Source organism: Achromobacter sp. JD417, from assembly GCF_041879325.1.
Classification (GTDB): domain Bacteria; phylum Pseudomonadota; class Gammaproteobacteria; order Burkholderiales; family Burkholderiaceae_B; genus Achromobacter; species Achromobacter mucicolens.
The window spans coordinates 2,575,982-2,600,462 of the sequence record NZ_CP087159.1; the positions used below are offsets into that span (position 1 = coordinate 2,575,982).

The window sequence follows — 24,481 nt, forward strand, 5'->3', positions numbered from 1 at the left end:
GCGCGCCCTCTGGCGCGCGGTGATGCGTGGGTTGATGCGGGGCGGCATCGGGGATGCGTTCGTGTCGCAAGTCTACCTCAGCGGCCAAGTCGCAATGCGCGCTTGCCCGCGGCGCGTGGGGGTATTTGCGGCATTCAGACGCCCCGGTTTTCCACCGCGTACTTGATGAGTTCGGCCTGACCGTCGATGCCCAGCTTGCGCTTGATGTTCAGGCGGTGCGTTTCGACCGTGCGCACGGACAATCCCAGCATGAGCGCGATCTGCTTGTTGGCATGGCCGTCCGCGATGTGCCGCAGCACGTCGCGCTCGCGCTGCGTGAGCAGCGTCGCCAGCGCGCTGGCCTGCGACAGCCGCACCGCCGCCGCGGCGCTGAAGTAGCTCCGGCCGGCCATGACGGCGTCGATGGCGGCGATGATCTCTTGCGCCGGTTCGTCCTTGAGCAGGTAGCCGCGGGCGCCGGCCTTCACGGCCTGGACCATGTATTCGGGGTTGTCGTGCATGGACAGCACCAGCACCGCAATCTGCGGATAGCGCTCGTGCAGGAACGCCGTCAGCTCCAGGCCGCCGACCCCGGGCATGTTCAGGTCCATCAGCGCCAGATGGGGCAGGGTGCCGCCCTGCGGGTCTTCGGCCATGCAGGCGGCCAGGAAAGCCTGGGCGGCGGCGGCGTTGCCGGCTTCGCCCACCACCCGCAACTGCGGCACGGTTTCCAGGCGCAGGCGCAGGCCGTCTCGCACCAGGGGATGGTCGTCGATCAGCAGCAGGCGGATAGCGTCGGATTTGTCGATCATGCTTGGCGAGGGGTCGAAAGCGGGGCGCCGGCGGGCGGCAGGGGAAGCCAGGCCTGCAAGGTCGTGCCTTGCGAGGTGGAATGAAAGGTCAGGGTGCCGGACAGCGCGCTCATGCGTTCGCGCATGTTGCGCAGGCCGATGCCGCGATGGGGGTCTTGCTGGACGGCGGCATCGTCAAAGCCGCAGCCGTCGTCGCTGATGGTCAGGCGCAGGTCGCGCGCCGAGTACGCCAGCGTCAGGTCCGCGCGCGTCGCGCCCGCATGGCGCATCACGTTGGTCAGCGCTTCTTGCGTCACGCGAAACAGCGCGGTCGCGTAGGCGTCGGGCAGCTTCACCGGCTGCCCGACGGTATGCAGGTCCACGGTCAGCGGCGGCGCGCCATCCTCGGCGCGGATGGCAAATTCCCGGCCCAGGTGCTCAAGCGCCGCAGGCAGGCCCATGTCGTCCAGCAGGGTGGGGCGCAGGTTGTGCGAGATGCGGCGGACTTCGCCGACGGCCGTGTTCAGCCGGTCCAGCGCGCCGCCCAGCGGCGTGTCGATGTGCGCAAGCACGCGGGGATCGTCCGGGTGCGACTGCCGCAGCCGTTCGCGAGCGGCCTCGAGCGACAGCTTGACCGACACCAGCACCTGGCTGATGCCGTCGTGCAGCTCGCGCGACAGGCGCGCGCGCTCGTCTTCCTGCGAACGCACGATCTGGCGGGCCATCAGGCGCAGCTTGGCGTCCGACTGGCGATGGTCGCTGATATTGAGCGCCAGCCCACAGGCCGCCACGCCAAGGATCGACACCGCCGCGATGCCCGCCACCCATGCAAACATGTCCCGGATATTGGCCTGCGCCGCGGCGTCGATCCGCACCAGCGCCTGCTGCACGTCGTCCAGATAGATGCCGGTGCCCAGCATCCAGCCCCAGCGCTCCAGCACCACGACGTAGCCCAACTTTTCGACGGTCTGGTTGGTGGACGGCTTTACCCAGAGGTAATGCACCACCTCGCCCTGCTGCCCGCCGCGCCGCGCCGCCGTCAGCAGATTCTGGATGACGGGCTGACCCTGCGTGTCGCGCAGGTTCCAGAGGTCTTGCCCGACCAGTTCCGGCTGCCGCGGGTGCATCAGGTTCCTGCCGTTCAGGTCGTAGACGAAGAAGTAGCCGTCGTGCCCGAACTCCATCTGCGACAGGAGTTCAAGCGCGCGCTGGCGCGTGGCGGCGTCGTCGCCCGCGGCCTGCAGGGGCGCGATGGCGCTGTAGGCCAGGTTCACGTAGTGGCGCAGTTCGCCTTCCTTGCTGGCAAGCCAGGCGGTTTCAACCACCTGCTTTTCGCGCTGCGCCAGTTGCAGTCCCTGCACGTACACGGCGACCGTGATGGCGGCGACGGCAACCAGCAGCGGGACCGCCGCAAGCAGCAAAATTTTGAGACGCAGCTTCATAAGGATTTGTATCAGCCCGGGACGGCTTTGCTGCGACGCATCAACCGACGGGGCGCCGAGGCAGGAACGCGGAAAGTTCGGGGGATTTTACGATTTCCACGGAATTTTGCTGCGGCGCATGGCGTAGTAACACGTAGCCCGCTTGCGTAGTTCCGCGCTTGTTGGCGCCGCGGGCGGGCGGCAATACTGGCGCCCGCGTCGACCCGACGCAAGCGTGGACGCGTGCGTCCGCCACCCCACAACAATGAGTCTGCCTTCCGCGGGACGAAAAAAGCGTTTCACGCCAAGAGCATGGCGGGAGGCAAGAGGAGCACTTATGCACACCAGCAGTAAGGGACTGGGTCAGCACCTGGTCTGGCTGGCGGTTGCGGTACTGGGCGCGTTTGCGCTGGGCACCGTGGCGCTGGCCAGAGGGGAGACCATCAACGCGCTATGGGTGGTGATCGCCGCCGTCTGCGTCTATCTCATCGCCTACCGTTACTACAGCCGCTTCATCGCACGCAAGGTCTTCCAGCTTGACCCCACGCGCATGACGCCGGCCTGGAAGTACAACGACGGCCTGGACTACGTGCCCACCAACAAGCATGTGCTGTTCGGCCACCACTTTGCCGCCATCGCTGGCGCGGGTCCCCTGGTCGGACCGGTGCTGGCCGCGCAAATGGGCTATCTGCCCGGCATGCTGTGGATCCTGGCCGGCGTCGTGTTCGCCGGCGCCGTGCAGGACTTCACGATCCTCTTCATCTCCACCCGCCGCGACGGCCGCTCGCTGGGCGACCTGGTCAAGTCGGAACTGGGCAAGATCCCCGGCGTGATCGCGCTGTTCGGCGCGTTCATGATCATGGTCATCATCCTGGCCGTGCTGGCGCTGATCGTCGTGAAGGCGCTGACGCATTCGCCGTGGGGCACCTTCACGGTGGCCGCGACGATCCCCATCGCGCTCTTCATGGGTGTCTACCTGCGCTACATCCGCCCGGGCAAGATCGGCGAGGTGTCCATCATCGGCTTCCTGGGCCTGATGGCGGCCATCACGTTCGGTCAGGACGTGGCCGCGCATCCGGTCATCGGCCCGATGTTCGACTTCGACGGCAAGGGCCTGACCTGGATCCTGATCGTCTACGGCTTCATCGCCTCGGTGCTGCCCGTGTGGCTGCTGCTGGCGCCTCGTGACTACCTGTCGACCTTCCTGAAGATCGGCACCATCGTGGGTCTGGCGATCGGCATCGTGGTCGTTGCCCCCGAACTGAAGATGCCCGCGCTGACCCAGTTCATCGATGGCACCGGTCCGGTGTGGTCGGGCAACCTGTTCCCGTTCCTTTTCATCACCATCGCCTGCGGCGCGGTGTCCGGTTTTCACGCCTTGATCTCCTCGGGCACCACGCCCAAGCTGATCGAAAACGAAACCCAGGCCCGCTACATCGGTTACGGCGGCATGCTGATGGAATCCTTCGTGGCCATCATGGCGCTGGTGGCGGCTTGCGTGATCGAGCCCGGCATCTACTACGCCATGAACAGCCCGGCAGCCGTCATCGGCACGACGCCGGACCAGGTCGCCCAGGTGGTGTCGAGCTGGGGCTTCGTGATCACGCCGGCCGAGCTGGTGCAGACGGCCAAGGACGTGGGCGAAAGCACGATCATCTCGCGCGCCGGCGGCGCGCCGACGCTGGCCGTGGGCATGGCCCACATCCTGCATCAGGCGCTGGGCGGCCCGGGAATGATGGCATTCTGGTACCACTTCGCCATCCTGTTCGAGGCGCTCTTCATCCTGACCGCCGTGGACGCCGGCACCCGTGCGGGCCGCTTCATGCTGCAGGATCTGCTGGGCACGTTCGCCCCGTCGCTCAAGCGCACGGATTCGCTGCCCGCCAACCTGATCGCCACCGGCCTGTGCGTGGCGGCGTGGGGCTACTTCCTGTATCAGGGCGTGGTCGATCCGCTGGGCGGCATCAACACCCTGTGGCCGCTCTTCGGCATCGCCAACCAGATGCTGGCCGCGATTGCGCTGACGCTGGGCACGGTCGTCCTGTTCAAGATGAAGCGCGACCGCTACGCCTGGGTCACAGTGCTGCCCACGCTCTGGCTGCTGGCATGCACGCTGACCGCCGGTCTGCAAAAACTGTTCCACTCGGACCCGCGCGTAAGTTTCCTGGCCCACGCCGACAAGTACAACGCCGCGATTGCCGAAGGCAAGGTGCTGGCGCCGGCGAAATCGCTGGGCGAGATGTCGCGCGTGGTGATGAACGACTACATCAACGCAGGCCTGTGCGCGATCTTCATCTTCGTGGTGGTGAGCATCGTGGTGTTCGGCTTGAAGTCGGTGCAGCGCGCCCGCAATGAAAACAAGCCGACGTCCCGCGAAACGCCGTACGAAGCGCTGCCCGCAGCCGCCGGCGCCGACTAAAGGCAACCCAGGAGAAGCCGCATGCTGTTCAGCAACATGACTTCCGCGGCCGGCGCCGCCGGCCGCTACCTGGGGCAAACGCTCCGGCTGATGGTCGGCGTGCCGGATTACGAGACGTATGTCGAGCATATGCGGCGCACGCATCCTGAGCAGGAGCCAATGAGCTACGAGGATTTCTTCCGGGAGCGCCAGGAGGCGCGATACGGAGGGAAGAAGCGGATTGGGTGCTGCTGATTTGGTGGATGGAAGGCCTTGCTGATGCAGGGCCTTTTTTTGTTTCGGACCATAGATTTTTATAGGTCTTCACGATCTTCGTAGGTCGCCCGACGCCGCGGTCACCGTGGGCACGATCGCCCACGATTGCGGTCCGGAGCCTTCGCTCCGGACTCCCCCTTCGTCATCTTCGTCCGCCTTCGGCTCCCTTCAGATTCCCTCGGGCGCATCGACGGCGCTCGCGCCCACGGTGCCCGCGACGCCGTGCTGCGAGGGTCTTTGGTATGTGGCGCTGTAAGACCTGTGGTCAGGGAAGGGGATCTGCGGGGCCGCCGAATTGCTGCCGCCCGGGCGGCGGCAATCGGCATCGGGGCGGTGGGGCGTCGTGGCAGTGTGCGCTTACGCGCTGGCGGAGGGTGGTTTGCTGATGGGCGCTCCAACGCGGGGGGGGGCGGTGATGGGCGGCGCGCGTCCACGGACAATGGCAGCCTGCCGACCTGTACGCGCGCCGCCCATCGGGCACTGGAGTTGACTTGACGATTAGTAGCGAGCGGGGCGTGTGGGCGCTTGGTATCTGAACCATCATTAGGCATGCGCTAAGCGTGATTGCCGATGGTGTCTTGCACGTCTGAAAGATGCACTTGGTATGACGGGATCTTGCCTGGGTGTCGGCCACCTGAATCAGGCTTACGAATGTGCCAGTAGTTGCTGCCGCCGGTGTCTGACACCCTCGGGAGGTGAACTTGGCATGAAGCGCATCTCACCAGGGTGTCAGACACCTTGAAGAGGAGGTCGCCACACGCGAAGCGTCATCACCTCGACGCAAGACGCCGCGTAAGCCCACGAAGGCCGCCCGCGCGGCCGCCCGGGGGCGGGCCCCGCAAGATTTTTCTCTCCCACACAACTGTGTGCAAGAACCTCAAGAACCCGAATCCCCCCGCCGCCCGAGAAGATTCAACTGCAAAGCCCGGTGTGGCGTGGGCCTGGGGTGGGCGGGGCGTTTAGATGCGCCCGACGGAATCCGAAGGCAGCCGCCGGAGGCGGCAACGAGGATGAGGATGGGGGAGTCCGGAGCGAAGGCTCCGGACCGCAATCGGAGCCCCGCCCGCCCCAGGCCCACGCCGCGCCGGGCGTCTCAAGAACCCCGCCCGACCACCAGCACCAGCACCAGCACCAGCACCCGCACCAGCAGCCGCGCCCGCACCCGCCACCAGCTACCAGCAACCGTCAGCCACCAGCATCAGCCAACCCACAATCCAACGCCCATTTCAGGCACTTTTTCGCTCACCCTCAATCCGGCCCGCATCGCTGCCCTCAAGCGGCAACCCTTCGTCGACCCAGCCGGTGATGCCGCCAGTCATCACCTTCACGGGCCGGCCCAACTGCGCCAACCGCAGTGCGCCTCGTGTGGCCCCGTTGCAGTGTGGACCCGCGCAGTACGTGACAAACAGCGTGTCGGCCGGATAGTTGACCAGCTTCGATTCGACGATCTTGCCGTGCGGCAGGTTCAGCGCGCCCGGGACATGGCTCTGGGCGAATAGCGCCGGGCTGCGCACGTCCAGCAGCACGAAGCCCGGGGTGCCCGAGGCGAGCGCGCCAGCCACGTCGGAGCAATCGGTCTCGAATTGCAGCGATGCGTGGAAGTGGGCGAGGGCGGTGGCGCTGTCGGCGGCGGGGATGGCGGTGACGGCGTTGGTCGTGGGCATGTTGGAACTCTTAAATGGAGGATTAGAGGCATCTGGAAGCAAGATCCAGAAGCCCCATTCTGGCGTCGCGCCGCCTTGCCGATAAGTGGCGTAAATGACATTTGCCGGTAACATTACGCCATGAGTAAGCACCTCGTTGTCGCGCTGGCTTACGACCGGCTCTGCACTTTCGAATTCGGCTGCGTGACCGAGCTGTTCGCGCTCGAGCGTCCGGAGCTTGACGTCGATTGGTATCGCTTCGCCGTGTGCGCCAGCGAGCCTGGCCCGCTGCGCGCCGCCGGCGGCATTACCGTGGCCGCGCCTTACACCCTCAAGTTGCTGGATCGTGCCGACACCATCGTCGTGCCCGGTTGGCGTGATGCCGACGAATTGCCGCCCGCGCCGTTGCTCAAGAAGCTTCGCGCGGCGTATCAGCGCGGGGCAAGGCTCTGTTCGATCTGTTCCGGCGTTTTTGTTCTGGCTGCCGCCGGCGTGCTCGACGGGAAGACCGTGACCACCCACTGGCGATATGCCGCAAAGCTGCAGCAGCGTTACCCGCAGGTGCGGGTTCAACCCGATGCGTTGTATGTGGATGACGGTCAGATCATCACGTCGGCCGGGTCCGCGGCCGGGCTGGACATGCTGCTTCACCTGGTGCGCCGCGACTACGGTGGGGCAGTGGCCAATCGGGTCGCGCAGCGGCTCGTGGTGGCGCCGCACCGCGAAGGAGGGCAGGCGCAGTTCGTGCCGCGGCCCATGCCTTCTGACGAAAGCGGGCGCCTGGCCAAGTTGATGGACTGGATGCGGCAGCATTGCACGTCGCCGCATACGTTGCGGTCGCTGGCGGACCGCGCCGCGATGAGTCCGCGCACGCTGCAACGGCAATTCCAGGAGGCCACCGGCATGGCCCCTTATGAATGGCTGATCCGCGAACGCGTGGCCGCGGCCCGTGAAATGCTTGAATCGCAGGCGCGTTTGTCCGTGGGCCGCATTGCCGAGCTGGCCGGATTTGGCTCCGAGGAGTCCATGCGCCGGCACTTCCGGCGTATCGTGCTGACCAGTCCGGCCGCCTACCGCGAACAGTTTGGCCATAACGCGGCAGCGTTCAAGCGCGGTTCAGGCGTCAGCGGCGATTCGCGCGATACCATCGCCGCCCCGCGCACGCGCTGAACACCAACGCCACGTTCAGCTCGCCCCGCGCCGCCGCAGTTTCTCCGAGACCATCACCAATGGTGCGGCCGCGGCCGCGCACAGCGCCATCACCAGAAAGCCGCCCGGGGCGAAGCTGCGGTACAGCGCGCCGCCGAGCTGAATGCTGGCGAACATGAACACGCCGCCCGACAGCATGGCGTACAGGGCGATTGCCGAGGTCTTGCAGGCGGCGGGCGCGCGGCGGGTGATGTACCACATGATGGCGGCATTGTTGCCGGCCAAGGTGAAGCACTGCAGCAACTGCAAGCCCGCGATCAGCGTGGGGTCGGTGGTGGCGGACAGGCCCGCCCAACGGATCGCCGTCATGACGGCCGAGGCCAGGATCAGCCACTGCGCACCCGTGCGCGCCAGGATGCGCGGCGCCAGAAAGAAGAACAGGACCTCGCTAGCGACGCCCACCACCCACAACAGCGAAATCATCGCCGTCGACAGGCCGCTCGCGGTCCAGTACAGCGTCGAATAGGAATACAGGAAGCCGTTGCTTGCCTGCACCAGCGAGGCTGCGGCGATGCACAGCAGCAACGGGCGGTCGCGCAGCACTTCGCGCATCGGCAACCGGACGCGGTCCGCCTGGGATTCTTGAGGCGCCGGCCGCGCCGCCTGCGGCAGCAGCCGCACGCAGGCCAGGCACGCGACGATCAGCAGGATCGACAGCCACATCACCCAATCCGCGTCGAACGTCTTGATCAGATACCCGCCCGCCACCGTCACCGTGGCAAAGCCCAGCGAGCCGCACGCGCGCATCACCGTGTAGGAATTGCCCTGTCCGCGCCCGCTCGCGATGGCCATGCGGTCCATCAGCGGCAGCACGGCCGGGAACACCGCGTTCAGCAAAAGCGTGATGGCCAGCAGCCAGGCTGAAGTCTGGCTGAACGGATAGCACACGAAAAGAACCAAGGACGCCGCGAGCGCCGACGCGATCAGCGCGTGGGCGCGGCCCGTCTGGTCCGCGATGTGCGCCACGATCGGCGTCGACACGATCTTGGGCAGGAACGACGTGGCGACGATCAGCCCGATCAGGGCCGGGTCCAAGCCCCGGCTGGCGAACCACAAGGGCAGGAAGGGAATGCTTACGCCCTGCAGGCCGTAATACAGGAAATAGAACCCGTGCAACGCGATGGCGCCTTGCCTGGCGTCGGGATTGCCGCGCATGGTGGGAAGAAATCAGGGGGATGCGAAGCGGCGTAGCATACTCCTTCGCGGCGCCGGGCATTGGCAAAGCGCATCCAGAGATTTACGCTGTGCCTCGCGGGCGGTTCATGCCGCGCCGCAATCGTGTTGTCCGATTCATTTCACAAAGGTGCGATCCATGGCCAAGAAACTGAATGAGAAGACCACCAAGGCGCTGAAGGTCCGCCGCAAGGCGCCGCTGGCAACGCCCACCGACCTGGCGGCCGACGCCACCCGCGACATCTCCGCTGTGCTGAATCAGGTGCTGGCCGACGTGTTCGCCCTGTACCTGAAGACCAAGAACTTTCATTGGCACGTCAGTGGGCCCCACTTCCGGGACTACCACCTGTTGCTGGACGAGCAGGGCGACCAGCTGTTCGCCATGACGGACCCCATCGCCGAGCGCATCCGCAAGATTGGAGGCACGACGCTGCGGTCCATCGGCCACATCTCCCGCTCGCAGCGTATTTCGGACAATGACGCCGACTTCGTGCAGCCGCTGGACATGCTGGCCGAGCTGCGGGAAGACAACAAGGTGCTGGCGGCCACGCTGCGCGAGGCGCACAACGTCACCGACGAGCATCGCGACATCGCCAGTTCCAGCCTGATCGAAAACTGGATCGACGAGACCGAGCGGCGCACGTGGTTCCTGTTCGAAGCCAGCCGTCAGGGCGATTCGACGGGGCACTGACCCTGTCGCCCGGCGGGGCGGTGGGTCAGTCGTACCGGTATCGTCGCGTCACTGCCGCCCGCCAGAAAGCGGGCGGGTTGGCGTCGCAGGATCAGCCGCGGTCGTCCAGCAGCGCGCTGATTTCGATTTCGGCCCAGCTGCGGCCGGGCAGGCTGGTCACGCCCACTGCGCTGCGCGCCGGGCGCGGCATATGCGGGAATGCGGCCTCAAGCACCTGCGATGCGCCATCCAGCACCGCGCTGTGGTGTTCGAATTCCGCCTCGCTGCGCAGATAGCCGCGCAGCTGCACGATGGCGCGTACGCGGTCCAGGTTGCCGCCGCTGGCCTCGCGCAGGGCGCTCAGCGCGCTCAGCGCCGCGTGCGCGCAGGCCGCCCGGGCCGCGTCCAGGTCGTCGCCCGGCCGGCATGTTCCGACGATGGGTGTGCCGTCCCGCCGGCTGGCCTGGCCGCTGACGCAGATCAGTGTTGCGCCTGACAGTGCCGCCAGGTGGTAGGGCGCATAAGCGCCACGCGGAACCGGCGCGGCGGGCAGGCGCCAGCCGGCTGCCACCAGCCGCGACTCGGCCGTACAAAGGCGGGTCAGCGCATCCATTGCGTTTCGCCGCTCAGCCAACACCCGGCGGCGTCGCCGCGCCGGCGCAACTGGATTGCCGAGGGCGATCCCATCGCCACGCCCTGGCGGACCGTGTATACCCCGTCCGCCAGCACGCTGCCCGTCTCGTGCAGGTAGCCCCACAAGGCGGCGGCCGCAATGCCGGTGGCCGCATCCTCGGGGTAGCCAGACGCCTTGGGAAATTGCCGCGCGCTGGCGCCATCCGTCGTCAGCGCATAAGGGTAGAGACCGGTCGAGCCGATGGCCTCGCAGACGTCCCGCATCGCTTCGAAGTCGGGCGTCAAGGCGTTCAGCTCGGCTACGCCCGGCAGCCGTACCAGCGTCTTCACGCGGCTGGTGCTGGCATTGATCATGTGCAGGCCGGGCAAGTCCGGATCGATGCGCAGCACCTCAGCAATCGCGCTGCATTGCGCCGGTGTGAGCGCCGAGGTGGCGGCGGCAGGCTGCGACACCCAGGCGCGATTGCCAGCGTCGTCCCATTCGATATCCACGCTGCCGCTCAGGGTCTGAACACGTGCGCGCGGCGTCGTCCAGCGTCCCCACTGCCGCAGGGCCCAGAGCGTGCCCACGGTTGCGTGTCCACACATCTCCATTTCGTGGCCGGGCACGAAGAATCGTAATTGGCACAGATGGTCATCGCCATCGGCCGGCACAACGAAGGACGACTCGTGGCCGTGGTGTGCGGCCAGGGCCTGCATGTCGCTGGCCGTCATGCCCTGCGCGTCAAGCACCAGCGGCACCGGGTTGCCGCCTTCGCGGGGCTGGGACGTATCGACGAATACGCGCAGCAGGATCGCCTGGCCGGGGGGCGGCTCGGCGGGCGCGGTAGGGAAGGCGGGCTTAGTCAAACTGGACTCCGGTCTTGGTGATGAGGTCGCCCCAGAAGGCAAGGTCGTGTGAAACGGCTTGCGTCAGGGCTTCGGACGTGCCCGGACGCCCGTCCACGCCCTTGGCGGCCAGGTCCGAGGCCACGGCCGGATCGCGCAGTGCAGCGTTGAGCGCGGCATTCATCTTTTGCACGATCGCATCGGGCGTCCGCTTGGGAAAGGCCAGGCCATACCACAGCACCTGCGTATAGGCCGGCATGCCTTGGGAGGCAAAGGTCGGCACGCCAGGCAGGATCGGCGTGGGACTTGTGGTGGCCACGGCCACCAGCTTGCCGCTCTGCACGAACGGCGCCAGCCCCACCGGGTTGTCGAACATGATGTCCACCTGCCCGCCGATCAGGTCGGTATACGCGGGGGCCGCGCCGCGATACGGCACGTGCGTGAGGTCCAGCTTCTTGTCCTTCGTGAACATTTCGCCAAGCAGATGCGACACGGTGCCCGCGCCCACCGAGGCGAACGTGCCGGTGCGGCGCGCCTTCAAGGCATCGGTCAGCGTGTCGACCGTGGCCGCCTTCAAGGCCGGTTGCACCGCCAGCACATAGGGCGAGGTGCCGATGAAGCCGATGTAGTCGAAATCCTTTTCCGGGTTGTAGGGCAGCTTCTTGTACAGGCTGGCGCTGAGCGCGGTGGTGCTGGTCGTCACCGCCAGGGCCGTGTAGCCGTCCGGCCGCGCGCGGGCAGCCTGCCCGGATCCCACCGTGCCGCCGGCGCCGCCGGTGTTCTGGATGATCACGGTCTGGCCCAGCTCGCGCGACAACGCGGGCTGCAAGGTGCGCACGACCAGGTCCGTGCCCCCGCCCGGCGGGAAAGGAACGATCAGGGTAATGGGTTTGTCGGGCCATGCGGACTCGGCCAGGGCGCCGGTGGCCGGCAAGGCCAAGACGGCGGCCGATAGCAATGCGGCGGGCAGTGCGCGGATCATCTACTTCCCCTTGTGCTGGTTTGAATGACCCAGATCGTAAGCAAGACGTCCGGACGGCAGCGAACCGCGGTGCGACATGGAATGATCCCGTACGCGACAGGGGCGGGTGTTGGCGCCCCGCCGCGCTTGCGGGAAAGCCGCCACGCGCCGATACTGGCCGAACGCCCCATTCCGCCGTTGCCAGCGTGGCCTGACTCGGCACTTGTCTTGCCCGCCGTCATGATGCGTTCCGTCCCGCTATCTTCCAAACAAGGCTTGATTGCCCAAACCGGCTTCGCGCTCGCGGCCAGCCGGCAGCCGCGCTACGCGTTTCATTGGCATGAACACGATTGCGCCATGTTGCTGTGGCCGCGCGCCGGTGCCCTGGATAGCGCCTGGCGCGACGAGGAGGGCGCGCGCCGGCGTTGCCGGCTCGTGCGCGGACAGGCCTTGCTGTTGCCATCCCACGTCCAGCACAGCACGCGCGCAGAAAGCGTGACGCAGCAGCATGGCGAGCTCTATCTGGCGCCCGAATTACTGCGAAGCTGCGGGGCGGACGGTGTGCTGCAACTGGATGGCGCGGCGCAAGCCATGCTTGATGCGCTATGGATGCCGGCGATGTCGGCGTCAGCGCTGCCGATGCTGGTTCAGGCGCTTATTGCGCAGCTTGACGCCGGCTCCCGTCTGCAGGCCCGCACGCGCGCACCGCAGCCGCCGCTGCCGCTCGCCCGGCAATGGCTGGCGCTGCTGCGCGATCGCCTGGACGCGGGGCTGCCGCTGCCTGCGATTGCGGAGTCGGCCAGCATGCTCGGCGCGACCACGCGCAGCTTGCAGCGCGCCTGCATCGAGACCTATGGGCGCTCTCCCATCACGCTGCGCCGCTTCGTGCTGGCGCAGACGGCGCGCCGGCGGCTTGCGCTTGGCGAATCCGTCGCAAGCGTCAGCGCCGACCTGGGATTTTCCAGCAGCGGGCATCTGGGACGGCTGCTGCGCGCCGTGCACGCCGGCGATGACGACTGGGACGCGGAAGCGGAGCAGGGCTAGCGCCGCCGCGCACGCAAGGACCGGGGTTCAGCCCTCGCGGCCGAACCCGCCCGCTGCCCAATCCGACGCCCGCTGCACGTTCAGCTTGTACGTCGGCGGCACGCGGATCTGGGCGAGCTGCTCGCCCAATTCGTCGTAGGCGCTGAGCGTGGCGTAGGGTTCGTCCTCGTCGGGAACGATGTCCAGCTTGACGGTCAGGCGGCCTTCGGCGGCGTCGATCTTCACGCTCTTGTGCAGCGTGGCGTGCAATTGCTGTTCGTGGCGGCGCAGGACTTCGTTGGCCGTCTTGACCAACGTGTGGAAGGCCGGCGCGTCGAGCGGCTTGGGGTTCTTCTTGTCGCGGCCCATGGTCCAGGGCCCGACCAACGCGGGCTCGGCCTGACCGTCCAGCGTCATTTCGACGGCCCAGCCGTCGTCGTCTTCGTTCTTGATGATGCGCGCGGTCCAGCCGTCGTCGCGCCAAAGCGTGGCTTGCTGTTCTTTGGGCGCGTCGGAAAGGTCGGTGTCCGGCGTGGAGGTGTCATTCACTGCGGTACGGCTCCTGCAAGGGGTGATGCGCAGCGTGTAGGAGGCTGCGGGCCTGGTTGGCGACCCTGCAATGTAGCCTAACGCGGCAGGCGAACCGGGACATCGGGATCCGCTTTCGCCGAAAGTCCGCCAGCGCTAGATCGCGCAGGAGGCAGCCCACGCGCGGAACTGCGTCAGTTCGGGCGACGGCCGCCGGTAGTCTTCGGGGGGCAGGACAAAATAATAGCTTTGCGCGCCCAGATCCACGGTCAGGTCGAAGGGCGCCACCAGCCGGCCTTCGTCCAGTTCCTTCTGCACCAGGGGCTTTTGTGCGATGGCCACGCCGTAGCCCTCCAGCGCGGCCTCGTAGGCCAGCGCGGACGATTCGTAGCGCAGGCCGCGCGTGACGTCGATCCCGGTCAGGCCGGCGGCCTGCAGCCATATTTCCCAATAGTCGGGGCGCGCCAGTGTATGCAGCAGGATCTCTCCCTTCAGATCGGCGGGCGTGCGCAGCCGCGCGCATTTGCCGGGCACGCAGACCGGCAGCAGTTCATTGACCATCAGCTTGTAGCTCACCAGGCCGCGCCAGCGGCCATCGCCCATGCAGATGCCGGCGTCGACTTCCTCGCGCTCGAAGTCCGGCGCGTCCACGGCCGTGTGCAGCTTGACGTCGATATCAGGATACTGCCGGTGAAACCCCGACAGCCGGGGCAGCAGCCAGCGCATGGCGACGCTGTGCGGCGCCTTGATGACGAATTGGCGGCGGCGAGAGCGCTCGCCCAGTTCGGACGTGGCGCGCTGCAGCCCGCCAAAGCAGCGCGCGATGTCGGCGTGGTACGCCGCACCCATGGACGTGAGCACGATGCGGCGGTGCTGGCGCAGGAACAGCTTGAGCCCCAGGTGTTCCTCCAGCAGACGGATCTGGCGGCTGATGGCGGCGGGCGTCACGCTGAGTTCCTCGGCCGCGCTGGTGATGCTGCCCAGGCGGCCGGCGACCTCGAAACAGCGCAGCGCGTTGAGCGGAGGCAAGGCGGTCATCGCGGCGTTTCAGTTAACAAAAAGTTAAGTGTGCCATAGATAAAGTCGTTTGAACCCCGCCGCGCGAACGCCCAAGATGGCACGGCCGCCGCACTTTGCGGCCAAGAACAGCCATAAGGGGAAATCCATGTTCAGAGCGTTGGTTCGACGGATCGGAATTGCCGCCTTCTGCGGCGCCGCGGTGCTGGCCGGGACCGCTTCGGCGGCCGACTATCCGCAGCGTCCCGTCAGCATCGTGGTGCCGACCACGCCGGGCGGCACCGCCGATATTCTTGCCCGCTTGATCGGCCCCCGGCTCGCGCAGCGCTGGGGGCAGGCCGTCGTGGTGGAGAACAAGCCGGGCGCGGGCACGCTTATCGGCGCCGACTACGTGGCCCGGGCCAAGCCCGATGGCTACACGTTGATGCTGACCTTCAATGAGCTGGCCACGCTGCCGGCCCTGAACCCCAATGCCAAGATCGATGTCGAGAACGGCCTTGCGCGCATCGGCAAGATCGGCAGCTTGCCCGTGCTGGTCCTGACCCGGCCGGGCATCGACGATGCCGACCTGTCCACGCTGATCAAGCGCTTTCGCGCCGAGCCGGGCAAGTACACCTACGCCTCGAACGGCTCGGGATCGTCTCTTCAGCTGTTTACCGAGATCTTCAAGCGCGAAGCCCAGGTGGACGTGATGCACGTGCCGTATCGGGGCGCGCTGGAGGCCTCGATGGCGGCCATCGGCGGCGAGGTCGACCTGCTGGTGCAGTTTGCGTCGGGCAACGTCATCAATCATGTGAAGGGCGGAAAGCTCAAGGCCTATGCCCTGGCGTCGCCGCAGCGCCTGGAGGCCCTGCCCGACGTGCCGACCGCCGCCGAGGCCGGCCTGCCCGGACTGCGCCTGGAAGCCTGGTATGGCCTGTTCGCGCCCGCCGGCCTGCCGGACGACATCAAGCAGAAGATCAACCGTGACCTGAATGAGGTCCTGGCCGAGCCCGCGATCCTGGAGCGCCTGAAGGGCATCAATCTGCAGGTGCAGCCGGGGTCGCCCGCGGATTTCGATACGTTCTTTCGCGCCGAATACGCCCGCTGGAGCGCGCTGATTCGCACCCTCGGCATCAAAAGCAGTGAATAAGACCACCGGAGCCACGCCTTGACCTACGATCCCAGCACCCACGCTGCCCTGACTTTTCATGACGCCCGCGCCGCGTTTGCCGACCGCCGCGACACGCCCCGCGACTATCTGGAACGCTGCCTGGAAGTGATTGCCGCGCGGGAGGGCCAGCTCAAGGGCTGGGTCGTCCTGAACGAGGCGGGCGCCCGGGCCGCCGCCGACGCCAGCGCCCAGCGCTATCGTGACGGCCGTCCGCTGTCCGCCATCGACGGCATGCCCGTCGGCATCAAGGACTTGATCGAAACGAGAGACATGCCCACGCAGATGGGCTGCGCCGCTTTTGACGGCAACTTTCCCAAGAACGACAGCGCCGTGGTCCGTGCGCTGCGCGATGCCGGCGCGATCATCCTGGGCAAGACAGTCACCACGGCGCTGGGGTTTCTGGACCCCGGCCCGACGACCAATCCGTTCGATCCGCGGCGCACGCCGGGCGGATCGTCCAGCGGGTCGGCCGCCGTGGTGGGCGCCAACATGGTGCCCATGGCCATTGGTTCGCAACTGGTGGGGTCGGTATTGCGGCCGGCCAGCTACAACGCCAACTGGGCCTTGAAGCCGACGTTCGGCGCGCTCAATCGCGGCGAGCGGTTGGGGCTGAGCCAGGCGCATATCGGCATCCATGCCAATTCCGTCGAAGACATGTGGACGGCGGCGGCGGAAATTGCCCTGCGGGCGGGCGGCGATCCCGGCCACCCCGGCCTCTATGGTCCGCTGCAGGCGCCGGCCGCACGCAAGCCGGCGCGGCTCGTTGCGCTGGAAACCGAGGGGTGGGCACGCGCCGAACCGCAGGCCCGCGAGGCCTTCGAGGCCACCCTGGATGCGCTCTCGCGGCAAGGCGTGTCGATCATCCGGCGCGGCGATTCGGCGCTGGTCGATGCGCTGGAGCGCGCCATCTCGCAAGCCGCGCCCCTGTCGTTGCGGCTCATTTCCTGGGAACAGCGCTGGTCGCTGGCCAACCTGGTGGCCAATCATCCCGACACGCTCGGCCCCAGCCTGGTGCGGCAACTGGAAAGCGGGCGCGCCATGACGCTGGCGGACTACCGCGAATGCCTGCTGCTGCGCGAACATGCGCGCCAATGCCTGGCGGCCCTGGCCACGCAATGCGACGCGCTGGTCAGCCTGAATGCATGCGGCGCGGCGCCCATTGCGGCGGACATCCGCGACACCCGGTATCCGACGGGCGACGTCTCGTTTGCCTGCGCGTCGTCACTGTTGGGCGCGCCCGCGATCAATGTGCCGTTGATGGCCGTCGATGGCCTGCCGCTGGGACTGCAGGTGATGGGATTGCCGCATGGCGACGCCGCGATCACCGGCATCGGCACCTGGATTTTCCAGGCGTTGCGGCATCCCGGCTGACCCGGCGCGCTGGGGCGTTCAGGCGTGCCCGGCGGCCGCGCTTTCAACGCGGCCCGCGTCAGGCGCAGCCGCCGCCCGGTGACGCGTCGCATTGTCCAGGTCTGCAATCGGCGCCAGCAGTCCCCGGTCAAAGGCCTCGTGCGGCGCGCCCGCGCGCAGCCGGGCTGGCCAGTCGGCGTGCGTGAGCGCCCCGCGCCCCAGCGACACGAAATCCGCGTCCTGGCGCGCCAGCAGGGCTTCGGCCTGGCGCGGATCGTGCAGGGATCCGTTTGCCAGCACGGGTACCCGGACATGGCGGCGCGCCAATGCCGCAAGGCTCGCGCCACTGTCGCCAAATGCGGGTCGCCAGGCCTCGAACTCAGTGGTGTGCACGTAATCGATGGGCGCCGCGCCCAGCGCGCCGAAGATCCGCGCCGCGTCGTCCTGGCCGCCTTCCCACTTGTGGGTGAAGTCATTCACCTTGCCCTGCGAGGTGCGCACGCCGACCACGAAGTGTCCCGATGTCGATTGGCGCGCCGCCTGGATCACGTCCACCGTCAGCCGCAGCCGGTTCTCCAGACTGCCGCCGTAGCCGTCCTCGCGCTGATTCGTATGGCGCGTAAGGAACTGGTCCAGCAGGTATCCGTTGGCGCCGTGTATCTCGACGCCGTCAAATCCCGCTTCCTGCGCGCGGCGGGCCGCCTGCGCAAAGCCTTCGACCACCTCGGAGATGTCGTCCAGGTTCATCGCGTGCGGCATCCGGTACGGACCCTCGCCGCGATAGAAGGTCATCTGCTGCCCGGACGGCAACACGGCCGATGGGCCTTTTGTCCCGGGCCGATGGGGATTGCCTTGCGACAGCGCACCGGCGTGCATGAGCTGGGCAAAGATCCGCCCGCCTTGCGCATGCACGCGGTCCACCACGGGCCGCCACGCATCGCGCTGCGCGTCGTCGGCCAGGCCGGGCTGAAACAGGTACCCCTGCGCATGCGCCTTGTCCGTGTAGATGCCCTCGGTGATGACCAGCCCGAATCCGCCGCGCGCAAACGCTTCGTAGTAGCCCGCCATCTGCGCCGTGGCAAGGCCATCGGCGGTGGCGCTGACCCGAGTCATGGGCGCGACGGCCAGCCGGTTGGGCAGGTCCACGCGGCCCACCCGCAGCGGCGTGAACAGGCCGGCGGGCGCGGGCTGCGCGTCTTGCCGTGGATCGGTAGCGGCGGTCATGTCAGCGGCCCTCCGTGGGGCGGACCGCGGCGATGGCCTCGATCTCGATCATCGCGGCCGGATCGTACAGCGCCTTGATCTCGGCAATCGTGTCGGCTGGGTAGGGCGCCGAAAAGAACTTGCGGCGCAAGGCAACCACGTCGTCGAAATGTCCCATGTCGGTCACAAAGATGGTGACCTTGATGACGTCCTCCAGGCGCGAGCCCCCGGCTTCCAGCGCGCGGCGCAGATTACTGAACGCCTGTTCGCCCTGCGCAAGAAATCCGCCGTCCACGATCTTCCCATCGTCGGCGGCGCCGGCCTGGCCCGAGATGAAAAGCAGATTGCCGAACTGGATGCCCTGGGACAGCAGGAAGGGCGCGTAGTTGTCGGGCTGGGTGATGACCTGTTTGAGCATGATGCGAATTCCTTCATCTATATCCGGACGGGGGTTGTCGGTTGATGTGCCGCCCAGTGACTGAACTTTAGAATTCCGGCCTGGCCGTGACAAAGGTTCGTTTGTCAGCTATAAGACGAGAAAAATTCATCTATGTGAGCCCCGCCCATGCAACGCCGGTCCCTCCCGCTTTCCGCGCTGCGCGCCTTCGAGGCCGCCGCGCGCCTGGGCAGCTTCAAGGCCGCCGCCGAGGAACTTGCCGTCACCCCCACGGCCGTCAGCCATCAGATCCGCGCGCTGGAAGCGGGAACGGGCCTGGCGCTGTTCGATCGCCAGGTGCGCAGGGTGACGCTGACCGACACCGGGGCGCAGCTTTACCCGGTGCTGCGTGATGGCTTCGACAAATTCGAGGCGACACTGGCGCGCCTGACGCAGCAGCGCACGCGCGCGCAGGTCAGCATTTCCGCAACCAACGCCTTCACCGTGAAATGGCTGGTGCCGCGCATGGCCGATTTCCGGCGCCGGCATCCGGATATCGATCTGCAGCTGCAGGCCAGCGACGACCTCGTCGACCTGCGCTCGTCCGCCGTCGACATCGCCATCCGCTATGGCCGGGGGCCGTACCCCGGGCTGGCGGTGCAGCCCTTGTTCACCGACCGGTTCGCACCGGTGGCCAATCCCCGCCTGGGCGTCGTCTCGCCCGACGATCTGGCGCGGGTGCCGCTGATCCGCTTTGACTGGAAGCGCGCGCAACCCGACAACCCGACATGGGAGCGCTGGTTCGCGATCGCCGGGCGTCCGCTGCCGCCGGAAGCCGGGCAGTTGCGGTTCTCGGATGAAGGCCATGCGATACAGGCTGCGGTGGCCGGGCACGGGATCGCGTTGGTCAGCTTGGCGCTGGTGGATGATGAGTTGCGGGCGGGGCACCTGGTGCAACCGTTCGGGCCCGAGATCGACGGGCACACGTATCACCTGGCGATGTTCGCCGGGCGGGAGGCGTCGGGGGCGGTTCAGGCGGTGGCGGGGTGGCTGAAGGGGCAGGCAAACCCTGTCAGCCCATGATCCGGTTCCGGCCGGCCCGCTTGGCTTGATAGAGCTTGGCGTCAGCCTCTTGATACATCGCTTCCCAGGATTCGAAGCGATCCGTATGCGCCACGCCCGCGCTGATCGTGACCGGCGCTTGGCCGCCCGGATCCCGCACGGCTTGCTCCACCGCGGCGCGCAGGCGTTCCGCGCAGCGCAGGGCCTCGGGCAGATCGGTGTCCGGCAGGAAGATGCCGAATTCCTCGCCGCCGATGCGCCCAAGCACGTCGTGCTTACGCACCGCTTGCTCAAGAACCTTGGCCACTTGCGTGAGCACCTTGTCCCCGCTCTGGTGCCCATGCAGATCATTGATGCGCTTGAAATTGTCCACATCGCAGACGATGAGCGCCACCGGGGCGTGTCCGTTCGATTGGAGCGCGCGCACGCGTGTTTCGAAGCCGCGCCGGTTGTAGACGCCCGTCAGCCAATCCTTGTCGCCTTCCTTGCGGACCTCGTCAATGGCGTCGGCTGCAATCGCAATCAGCAGCGTGAGCGCCAGCGCAACGCTGAACACCGCTAGAGAAAGCTGCAAGGTTTGCCAGAATGCCGAGTCGGCAAACGCAAGCGCGCCCTGTGGCGCCAGCCTGCCCATGCTCAGCAATGTGCGCGGAACAAAGTGCAGGCCGAAAAGCAGCACCACAAGGAAAAGCGCCTTGTCGATCGGGCGCTGACGCGAAGCGCCCCGCAGGCGCCACGCGGCATAGCAGAACAGCAATCCGAAGCCTGCATTAAGCACGTAAACGCGCACGAGCAGGTTGCGATCGACGTAGAAGAAGTACCAAAGCGCGGCCATGATCGCCGCGCCATAGAGGCCATACGCGGTCCAGGGCACGCGAACGCGTGCGCGTTCAAGCACGCCCTGCACGACCAGGCAAGCCGCCGCCGTGTACAGAAAACCCGAAACCAGCGCGTTGAGTCCCGTGTCGCGGGGCACGTACAGAACTTGTGAAATCGCTCCGCACGCAAACGTCGCGCAGCCTGCGGCGAGGTGCAGCAGGAAACGTTTGCGATGGAAGAAGAACCAGATGGCGAGGAAGGTAACGCCGAAGATCAATAGCAGCGCGGGCGCGATCAGCGACAGCGTTACTCGGACTTGCGAACCTGCCATCGGGTCCTCGGGTGACGTGGCGGCGCGGCCAGGACGCTCAGGTGGCCAGGAAGCGCGTGACCTCGTCCCAGTCGTTGGTCGACAGGGCGAGGTCCTCGTAGTCGTCAGCTTCTTCGTCGTAGCGCGACACACAGAAGCGCTGGCTCCGGCCGGATTCCCGGTCGGCATAGTTGGCGTAGTCGACGTACACCTTCAGTCCACGCGCCTCGTTCGTGAATGAAGGCGCTGCATCGATATAGCTCGACGAATCTGAATACCCTTCGGGAAGGGGCGGCAAGGTGGTGATGTCGAAGTCGGGGAACTCGCGACGCAGGCGATCAAGGTTCATATGAGAAGCATATTGAGGCTGGAAGCCTGACATTTTACGTTGCTCGCTGTCAGGCGCTCCGGCGTCCCCAATTTAATGCTTTGCACCCACCAGCACCGGCTTGTCGCGCCACCAATCCGGAAACGTCTTTGCCAGGTTCTCGACCTTGGGCACGTCATTGATCACGATGTACAGGCTGTTCGGATTGCGCACCAGATAATCCTGGTGATAGTCCTCGGCGGGATAGAACGCCTGCAGCGGTTCGATGGTGGTGGCCAGCGCTTTGGGATACACCCCTGTCTTGTTGAGCTGCGCGATGTACGCCTCGGCCACCTTGCGCTGGCTGTCATTGGCGGGAAAGACAGCGGATCGGTACTGCGTGCCGTGGTCGGGGCCCTGGCGGTTGAGCTGGGTGGGATCGTGAGCGACTGAAAAGTAGATCTGCAACAGCTGGCCGTAGCTGATCTGCCGGGGGTCGTACGTGATTTCCACGGCTTCCGCGTGGCCGGTGCGGCCGCTGCCGACGGCGTTGTAGTTGGCCGTGCCGGCCTGCCCGCCGGCATATCCCGATACGGCGTTGCTTACGCCCTTCACGTGCTGGAACACGGCCTGCACGCCCCAGAAGCAGCCGCCTGCGATGACGGCTTTTTCCTGCGTGGCGGTTGCCGCCGCACTGGCTGCCTGGTCCGCGGCAGGCGGCGGGATGATGAAAGCCCGTTCGGCGGCTGGCGTGGCGCTTGAAATGAGGAGGCCGCCGGCGGTGGCGAGCGCGGCGCAGAGCTGGCGCAGGGAGGGATGCTTGGACATGATGTCGGGTCCTTTCAGGGATGCAGATCGCGTATCAGGCTTGCGGGGAGAAGGTCATCGCCACGCCGTTCATGCAGTAGCGCAGGCCGGTGGGGCGCGGGCCGTCGTCGAACACGTGGCCCAGATGGCCGCCGCAGTTGGCGCAATGCACGGCGGTGCGGACCATGCCGAAGCTGCGGTCGCGCGTTTCGCCGACGGCGCTGGGCAGGGGCTGCGAGAAGCTGGGCCAGCCCGTGCCGCTGTCGAACTTGGTCGAGGAGGAGAACAAGGGGTGTTCGCAGCCGGCGCAGGCGAAGGTGCCCTTGCGGTGTTCGTCGTTGAGCGGGCTGGAGTAGGGGCGCTCGGTGCCGTCGCGGCGCAGCACCTGATACTGCTCGCGCGTCAGGCGTTCGCGCCATTGCGCGTCCGTCAGCGTGTAGGGAAACGATGCCGTGGCCGGGGCCGCCTGCGCGCTGCCGCCGCGCGCGGCCAGCAAGGGGGCAAGGCCCGCGGCGGCAGCTGCCGCGCCGCCCAGCCCCAGGAAGTGTCTGCGTTTGAGGTTCATGGCGAATTCCGTGCGGGTTCGTTCAGGCGGGGACCGGTTCACGCGGTCCCCGCGCGGGTTTACTTCTGCATGCCGTCCTTGGACATGCCATCCTTGCCCATCGCGTCCTTGGACATTGAATTCTTGGACATGGAATCCTTGGACATCGAATTCTTGGACATTGAATCCTTCGACATGGAGTCCTTGGACATCGAATCTTTCGACATCGAGCCCTTCGACATGCCGTCGCGAGACATCGAATCCTTCTTCATGCCGTCCTGGGACGGCGCCTCCTTGGACATGCCGCTCTTGCTCATGCCTTCCTTGCCCATGGTGTCGGCGGCGTGGGCGGCCGTGGCGCCGAAGGCCAGGCACAGGGACAGGGCGGCGGTGGTCAGTTTGCTCATGATGCGTTCCTTTGTTCAGGGGAAAAAAGAAGGGAATTCACCTAGCTTCCGCCGAACCAGTTGTAGCCCTGGTCCTCCCAGTAACCGCCCGGGTAGGTGTTGGTGACGAAAATTGCCTGGATGTGCTTGGGGTTCTTGTAGCCAAGCTTGGTAGGCATGCGCAGCTTCATGGGGAAGCCGTACTCGGGGGGCAGCGTCCGGCCGTCGTAGGTCAGGGCCAGGATCGTCTGCGGATGCAGCGCGGTGGGCATGTCGATGCTGGTGTAGTAGTCGTCGGCGCACTTGAAGCCGACATACTTGGCCGACAGGTCGGCGCCGACGCGCTTCAAGAAATCCGCGAACGGCACGCCGCCCCATTTGCCGATGGCGCTCCAGCCTTCGACGCAGATGTGCCGCGTGACCTGATCCACCTGCGCCATCGCGCGCAGCTCGTCCAGCCGCCAGCGGCGCTTGTCGGCCACCAGGCCGGTGACTTCCAGCCGGAACGACGCCTCGTCCACCTGCGGCACCTCGTCGATGCCGTAAAAGGCATTGAAGGGAAACGGCCGGGTGATCATGGATTCGGGATAGGTCGGCGCAAGTTTGGCGGGATCGAAGATCCAGCCCTGCACGCGGTCGTTGAAGCGGGAGACGGCCGACAGCGCCTGTTCGACGCTCTCGTCGTCGGACAGCGAGCACCCCGACAGCATGGCCAGGCCGCCCAGTGTCAGGCCACGGCGCAGGAAGGCGCGGCGGGACGGCTGCTCGACGCGCTTGTCCAGCAGTTTTCCGGCTTCGCGCAGGATGGCCGGGGCGTCCAGGCCCGGCAGAAGGCGTCGTTTATCGGTCATGGCAGGCTCTCCCTATTTGCCGCGGATCATGGTGAGCAGGCTGCGGGGCACCAGCGCCACCATTGCCAGGTGCACGGCGACAAACCCGGCCAAAAGCGCCATTGCAAAAAAGTGCACGCGCCGCGCTGCCTCGTAGCCGCCCATCAGGTCGCGCAACAGGCCGAACTGCACGGACTTCCACAGCACCAGCCCGGACAACACCAGCACGGCGATGTCCACCATCACAAAGAGGTACGCCAGGCGCTGCACCTGGTTGTAGCGGCGCGGGTCGGCGTGCGACAGCCGGCCCCGCAGCGCGGCCAGCAGGTCGCGGACCACGCCACCCGGGCTGACGGGCAGGAATTTGCGCCACAGACGGCCGCTGGCGGCGTTCAACGCCAGATAGATGAGGCCATTGGCAACCAGCAGCCACATGCCCGCAAAGTGCCACTGCAAGGCCCCGCCCAGCCAGCCGCCCAACGTGATGCCGTTGGGAAAGGTGAAATCGAAAAAGGGCGCGGCGTTGTAGATGCGCCAGCCGCTCATGGCCATGATGACCACGGCAAGGGCGTTCAGCCAATGCGTGACCCGCAACCAGCGGGGGTGTATGGCCGGCTGAGGGGCGCCCGGCGCTTGTTCGATTGCAGGTGGAGCCATCATGGCGGTCTCCGGTGAATGTCGTTGGACGCATTCTTCCCCGGCGCCAATACCGAAGTCCTCACGCAAAGTTAAATTAAATGTGAACTTTGGCCCCCGCCGATTGGCGACAATAGACGCATCGCTC

Annotated in this window: 26 protein-coding genes; 8 read left to right on the plus strand and 18 right to left on the minus strand. The window is 66.6% G+C overall.

What is annotated here, in order from left to right; all coding sequences use genetic code 11:
• Positions 1-134: 134 nt before the first annotated feature.
• Together LN047_RS11840 and LN047_RS11845 are read right to left on the minus strand one after the other, a co-directional pair.
• Entirely contained in the window at positions 135-791 is a 657-nt protein-coding gene (locus tag LN047_RS11840; RefSeq protein WP_128828209.1) for a response regulator transcription factor, read from the minus strand.
• A complete protein-coding gene (locus LN047_RS11845; protein ID WP_373981828.1) occupies positions 788-2,212 on the minus strand; it encodes a cache domain-containing protein in 1,425 nt (474 codons plus the stop codon). Before LN047_RS11845 ends, LN047_RS11840 begins: the two co-directional genes overlap by 4 nt.
• 316 nt (positions 2,213-2,528) lie before the next feature.
• On the opposite strand from LN047_RS11845, the gene LN047_RS11850 reads away from it, so the two are divergent.
• Both LN047_RS11850 and LN047_RS11855 read left to right on the plus strand, forming a co-directional pair.
• The gene (locus tag LN047_RS11850) at positions 2,529-4,610 is read left to right on the plus strand and encodes a carbon starvation CstA family protein (RefSeq protein WP_062841328.1); all 2,082 of its coding nucleotides are present in this window, start codon (positions 2,529-2,531) and stop codon (positions 4,608-4,610) included.
• Positions 4,611-4,631: 21 nt separating this feature from the next.
• Positions 4,632-4,844 (plus strand): YbdD/YjiX family protein, encoded by a 213-nt coding sequence (locus LN047_RS11855; RefSeq protein WP_105238611.1) that lies wholly within the window; start codon positions 4,632-4,634, stop codon positions 4,842-4,844.
• A 1,247-nt stretch (positions 4,845-6,091) separates the two neighbouring features.
• Here the strand turns inward: LN047_RS11855 and LN047_RS11860 are convergent.
• The gene (locus LN047_RS11860) at positions 6,092-6,529 is read right to left on the minus strand and encodes a rhodanese-like domain-containing protein (protein WP_062841327.1); all 438 of its coding nucleotides are present in this window, start codon (positions 6,527-6,529) and stop codon (positions 6,092-6,094) included.
• A gap of 120 nt (positions 6,530-6,649) precedes the next feature.
• Here LN047_RS11860 and ftrA point away from each other — a divergent pair, with 120 nt between their 5' ends.
• On the plus strand, positions 6,650-7,678 hold the full coding sequence (ftrA, locus tag LN047_RS11865) for a transcriptional regulator FtrA (RefSeq protein WP_373981829.1): 1,029 nt from the start codon (positions 6,650-6,652) through the stop codon (positions 7,676-7,678).
• Positions 7,679-7,693: 15 nt separating this feature from the next.
• Here the strand turns inward: ftrA and LN047_RS11870 are convergent, their stop codons facing one another.
• A complete protein-coding gene (locus tag LN047_RS11870) occupies positions 7,694-8,872 on the minus strand; it encodes an MFS transporter (RefSeq protein WP_373981830.1) in 1,179 nt (392 codons plus the stop codon).
• A gap of 157 nt (positions 8,873-9,029) precedes the next feature.
• Between LN047_RS11870 and LN047_RS11875 the strand changes: the two genes are divergently transcribed.
• Positions 9,030-9,581 carry a Dps family protein gene (locus LN047_RS11875; RefSeq protein ID WP_056316975.1) on the plus strand — a complete coding sequence of 184 codons (552 nt, stop codon included), beginning with the start codon at positions 9,030-9,032 and terminating at the stop codon, positions 9,579-9,581.
• A gap of 91 nt (positions 9,582-9,672) precedes the next feature.
• Here LN047_RS11875 and LN047_RS11880 read toward each other — a convergent pair whose 3' ends face one another.
• From LN047_RS11880 to LN047_RS11890, 3 genes are read right to left on the minus strand one after another with little or no spacing between them, the layout of a single operon-like run.
• Complete coding sequence (locus tag LN047_RS11880) at positions 9,673-10,173, minus strand: RidA family protein (RefSeq protein ID WP_373981831.1); 501 nt, start codon at positions 10,171-10,173, stop codon at positions 9,673-9,675.
• Positions 10,161-11,042 (minus strand): PhzF family phenazine biosynthesis protein, encoded by an 882-nt coding sequence (locus LN047_RS11885; RefSeq protein WP_373981832.1) that lies wholly within the window; start codon positions 11,040-11,042, stop codon positions 10,161-10,163. Before LN047_RS11885 ends, LN047_RS11880 begins: the two co-directional genes overlap by 13 nt.
• Entirely contained in the window at positions 11,035-12,003 is a 969-nt protein-coding gene (locus LN047_RS11890) for a Bug family tripartite tricarboxylate transporter substrate binding protein (RefSeq protein ID WP_373981833.1), read from the minus strand. The genes LN047_RS11885 and LN047_RS11890 overlap by 8 nt, the downstream gene beginning before the upstream one ends.
• Positions 12,004-12,258: 255 nt before the next feature.
• Between LN047_RS11890 and LN047_RS11895 the strand changes: the two genes are divergently transcribed.
• On the plus strand, positions 12,259-13,026 hold the full coding sequence (locus LN047_RS11895) for a helix-turn-helix transcriptional regulator (protein ID WP_373981834.1): 768 nt from the start codon (positions 12,259-12,261) through the stop codon (positions 13,024-13,026).
• Positions 13,027-13,053: 27 nt separating this feature from the next.
• Here the strand turns inward: LN047_RS11895 and LN047_RS11900 are convergent, their stop codons facing one another.
• Both LN047_RS11900 and gcvA read right to left on the minus strand, forming a co-directional pair.
• Positions 13,054-13,554, minus strand: coding sequence for a hypothetical protein (locus LN047_RS11900; RefSeq protein WP_056316987.1), 501 nt, complete (start codon positions 13,552-13,554; stop codon positions 13,054-13,056).
• Between the two features lie 135 nt (positions 13,555-13,689).
• The gene (gene gcvA / locus LN047_RS11905) at positions 13,690-14,571 is read right to left on the minus strand and encodes a transcriptional regulator GcvA (RefSeq protein WP_056316990.1); all 882 of its coding nucleotides are present in this window, start codon (positions 14,569-14,571) and stop codon (positions 13,690-13,692) included.
• Positions 14,572-14,698: 127 nt separating this feature from the next.
• Here gcvA and LN047_RS11910 point away from each other — a divergent pair, with 127 nt between their 5' ends.
• The gene (locus tag LN047_RS11910) at positions 14,699-15,682 is read left to right on the plus strand and encodes a tripartite tricarboxylate transporter substrate binding protein (protein WP_373981835.1); all 984 of its coding nucleotides are present in this window, start codon (positions 14,699-14,701) and stop codon (positions 15,680-15,682) included.
• An 18-nt stretch (positions 15,683-15,700) separates the two neighbouring features.
• The gene (locus LN047_RS11915) at positions 15,701-17,074 is read left to right on the plus strand and encodes an amidase (RefSeq protein ID WP_373981836.1); all 1,374 of its coding nucleotides are present in this window, start codon (positions 15,701-15,703) and stop codon (positions 17,072-17,074) included.
• Between the two features lie 18 nt (positions 17,075-17,092).
• Here LN047_RS11915 and LN047_RS11920 read toward each other — a convergent pair whose 3' ends face one another.
• Together LN047_RS11920 and LN047_RS11925 are read right to left on the minus strand one after the other, a co-directional pair.
• On the minus strand, positions 17,093-18,277 hold the full coding sequence (locus LN047_RS11920) for an NADH:flavin oxidoreductase (RefSeq protein ID WP_373981837.1): 1,185 nt from the start codon (positions 18,275-18,277) through the stop codon (positions 17,093-17,095).
• 1 nt (position 18,278) lies between these two features.
• Entirely contained in the window at positions 18,279-18,674 is a 396-nt protein-coding gene (locus tag LN047_RS11925) for a RidA family protein (protein ID WP_056317001.1), read from the minus strand.
• Between the two features lie 147 nt (positions 18,675-18,821).
• On the opposite strand from LN047_RS11925, the gene LN047_RS11930 reads away from it, so the two are divergent.
• Positions 18,822-19,715, plus strand: coding sequence for a LysR substrate-binding domain-containing protein (locus tag LN047_RS11930; RefSeq protein ID WP_373981838.1), 894 nt, complete (start codon positions 18,822-18,824; stop codon positions 19,713-19,715).
• Here the strand turns inward: LN047_RS11930 and LN047_RS11935 are convergent.
• From LN047_RS11935 to LN047_RS11965, 7 genes are all read right to left on the minus strand, one after another.
• On the minus strand, positions 19,705-20,844 hold the full coding sequence (locus LN047_RS11935; RefSeq protein ID WP_373981839.1) for a diguanylate cyclase domain-containing protein: 1,140 nt from the start codon (positions 20,842-20,844) through the stop codon (positions 19,705-19,707). The genes LN047_RS11930 and LN047_RS11935 overlap by 11 nt on opposite strands.
• A 37-nt stretch (positions 20,845-20,881) precedes the next feature.
• Positions 20,882-21,172, minus strand: coding sequence for a hypothetical protein (locus LN047_RS11940; protein WP_056317005.1), 291 nt, complete (start codon positions 21,170-21,172; stop codon positions 20,882-20,884).
• Between the two features lie 72 nt (positions 21,173-21,244).
• Positions 21,245-21,958 (minus strand): peptide-methionine (S)-S-oxide reductase MsrA, encoded by a 714-nt coding sequence (gene msrA, locus LN047_RS11945; protein WP_373981840.1) that lies wholly within the window; start codon positions 21,956-21,958, stop codon positions 21,245-21,247.
• A gap of 34 nt (positions 21,959-21,992) precedes the next feature.
• The gene (gene msrB, locus LN047_RS11950; RefSeq protein ID WP_373981841.1) at positions 21,993-22,502 is read right to left on the minus strand and encodes a peptide-methionine (R)-S-oxide reductase MsrB; all 510 of its coding nucleotides are present in this window, start codon (positions 22,500-22,502) and stop codon (positions 21,993-21,995) included.
• A 59-nt stretch (positions 22,503-22,561) separates the two neighbouring features.
• Positions 22,562-22,888, minus strand: a complete 327-nt coding sequence (locus tag LN047_RS11955; protein ID WP_226849103.1) for a pentapeptide MXKDX repeat protein — start codon at positions 22,886-22,888, stop codon at positions 22,562-22,564.
• Positions 22,889-22,929: 41 nt separating this feature from the next.
• A complete protein-coding gene (locus tag LN047_RS11960; protein ID WP_056317018.1) occupies positions 22,930-23,718 on the minus strand; it encodes a molybdopterin-dependent oxidoreductase in 789 nt (262 codons plus the stop codon).
• A 12-nt stretch (positions 23,719-23,730) separates the two neighbouring features.
• Positions 23,731-24,357: a cytochrome b/b6 domain-containing protein gene (locus LN047_RS11965; RefSeq protein WP_280018915.1), complete on the minus strand. Its 627-nt coding sequence runs from the start codon at positions 24,355-24,357 to the stop codon at positions 23,731-23,733.
• Between the last annotated feature and the right edge of the window lie 124 nt (positions 24,358-24,481).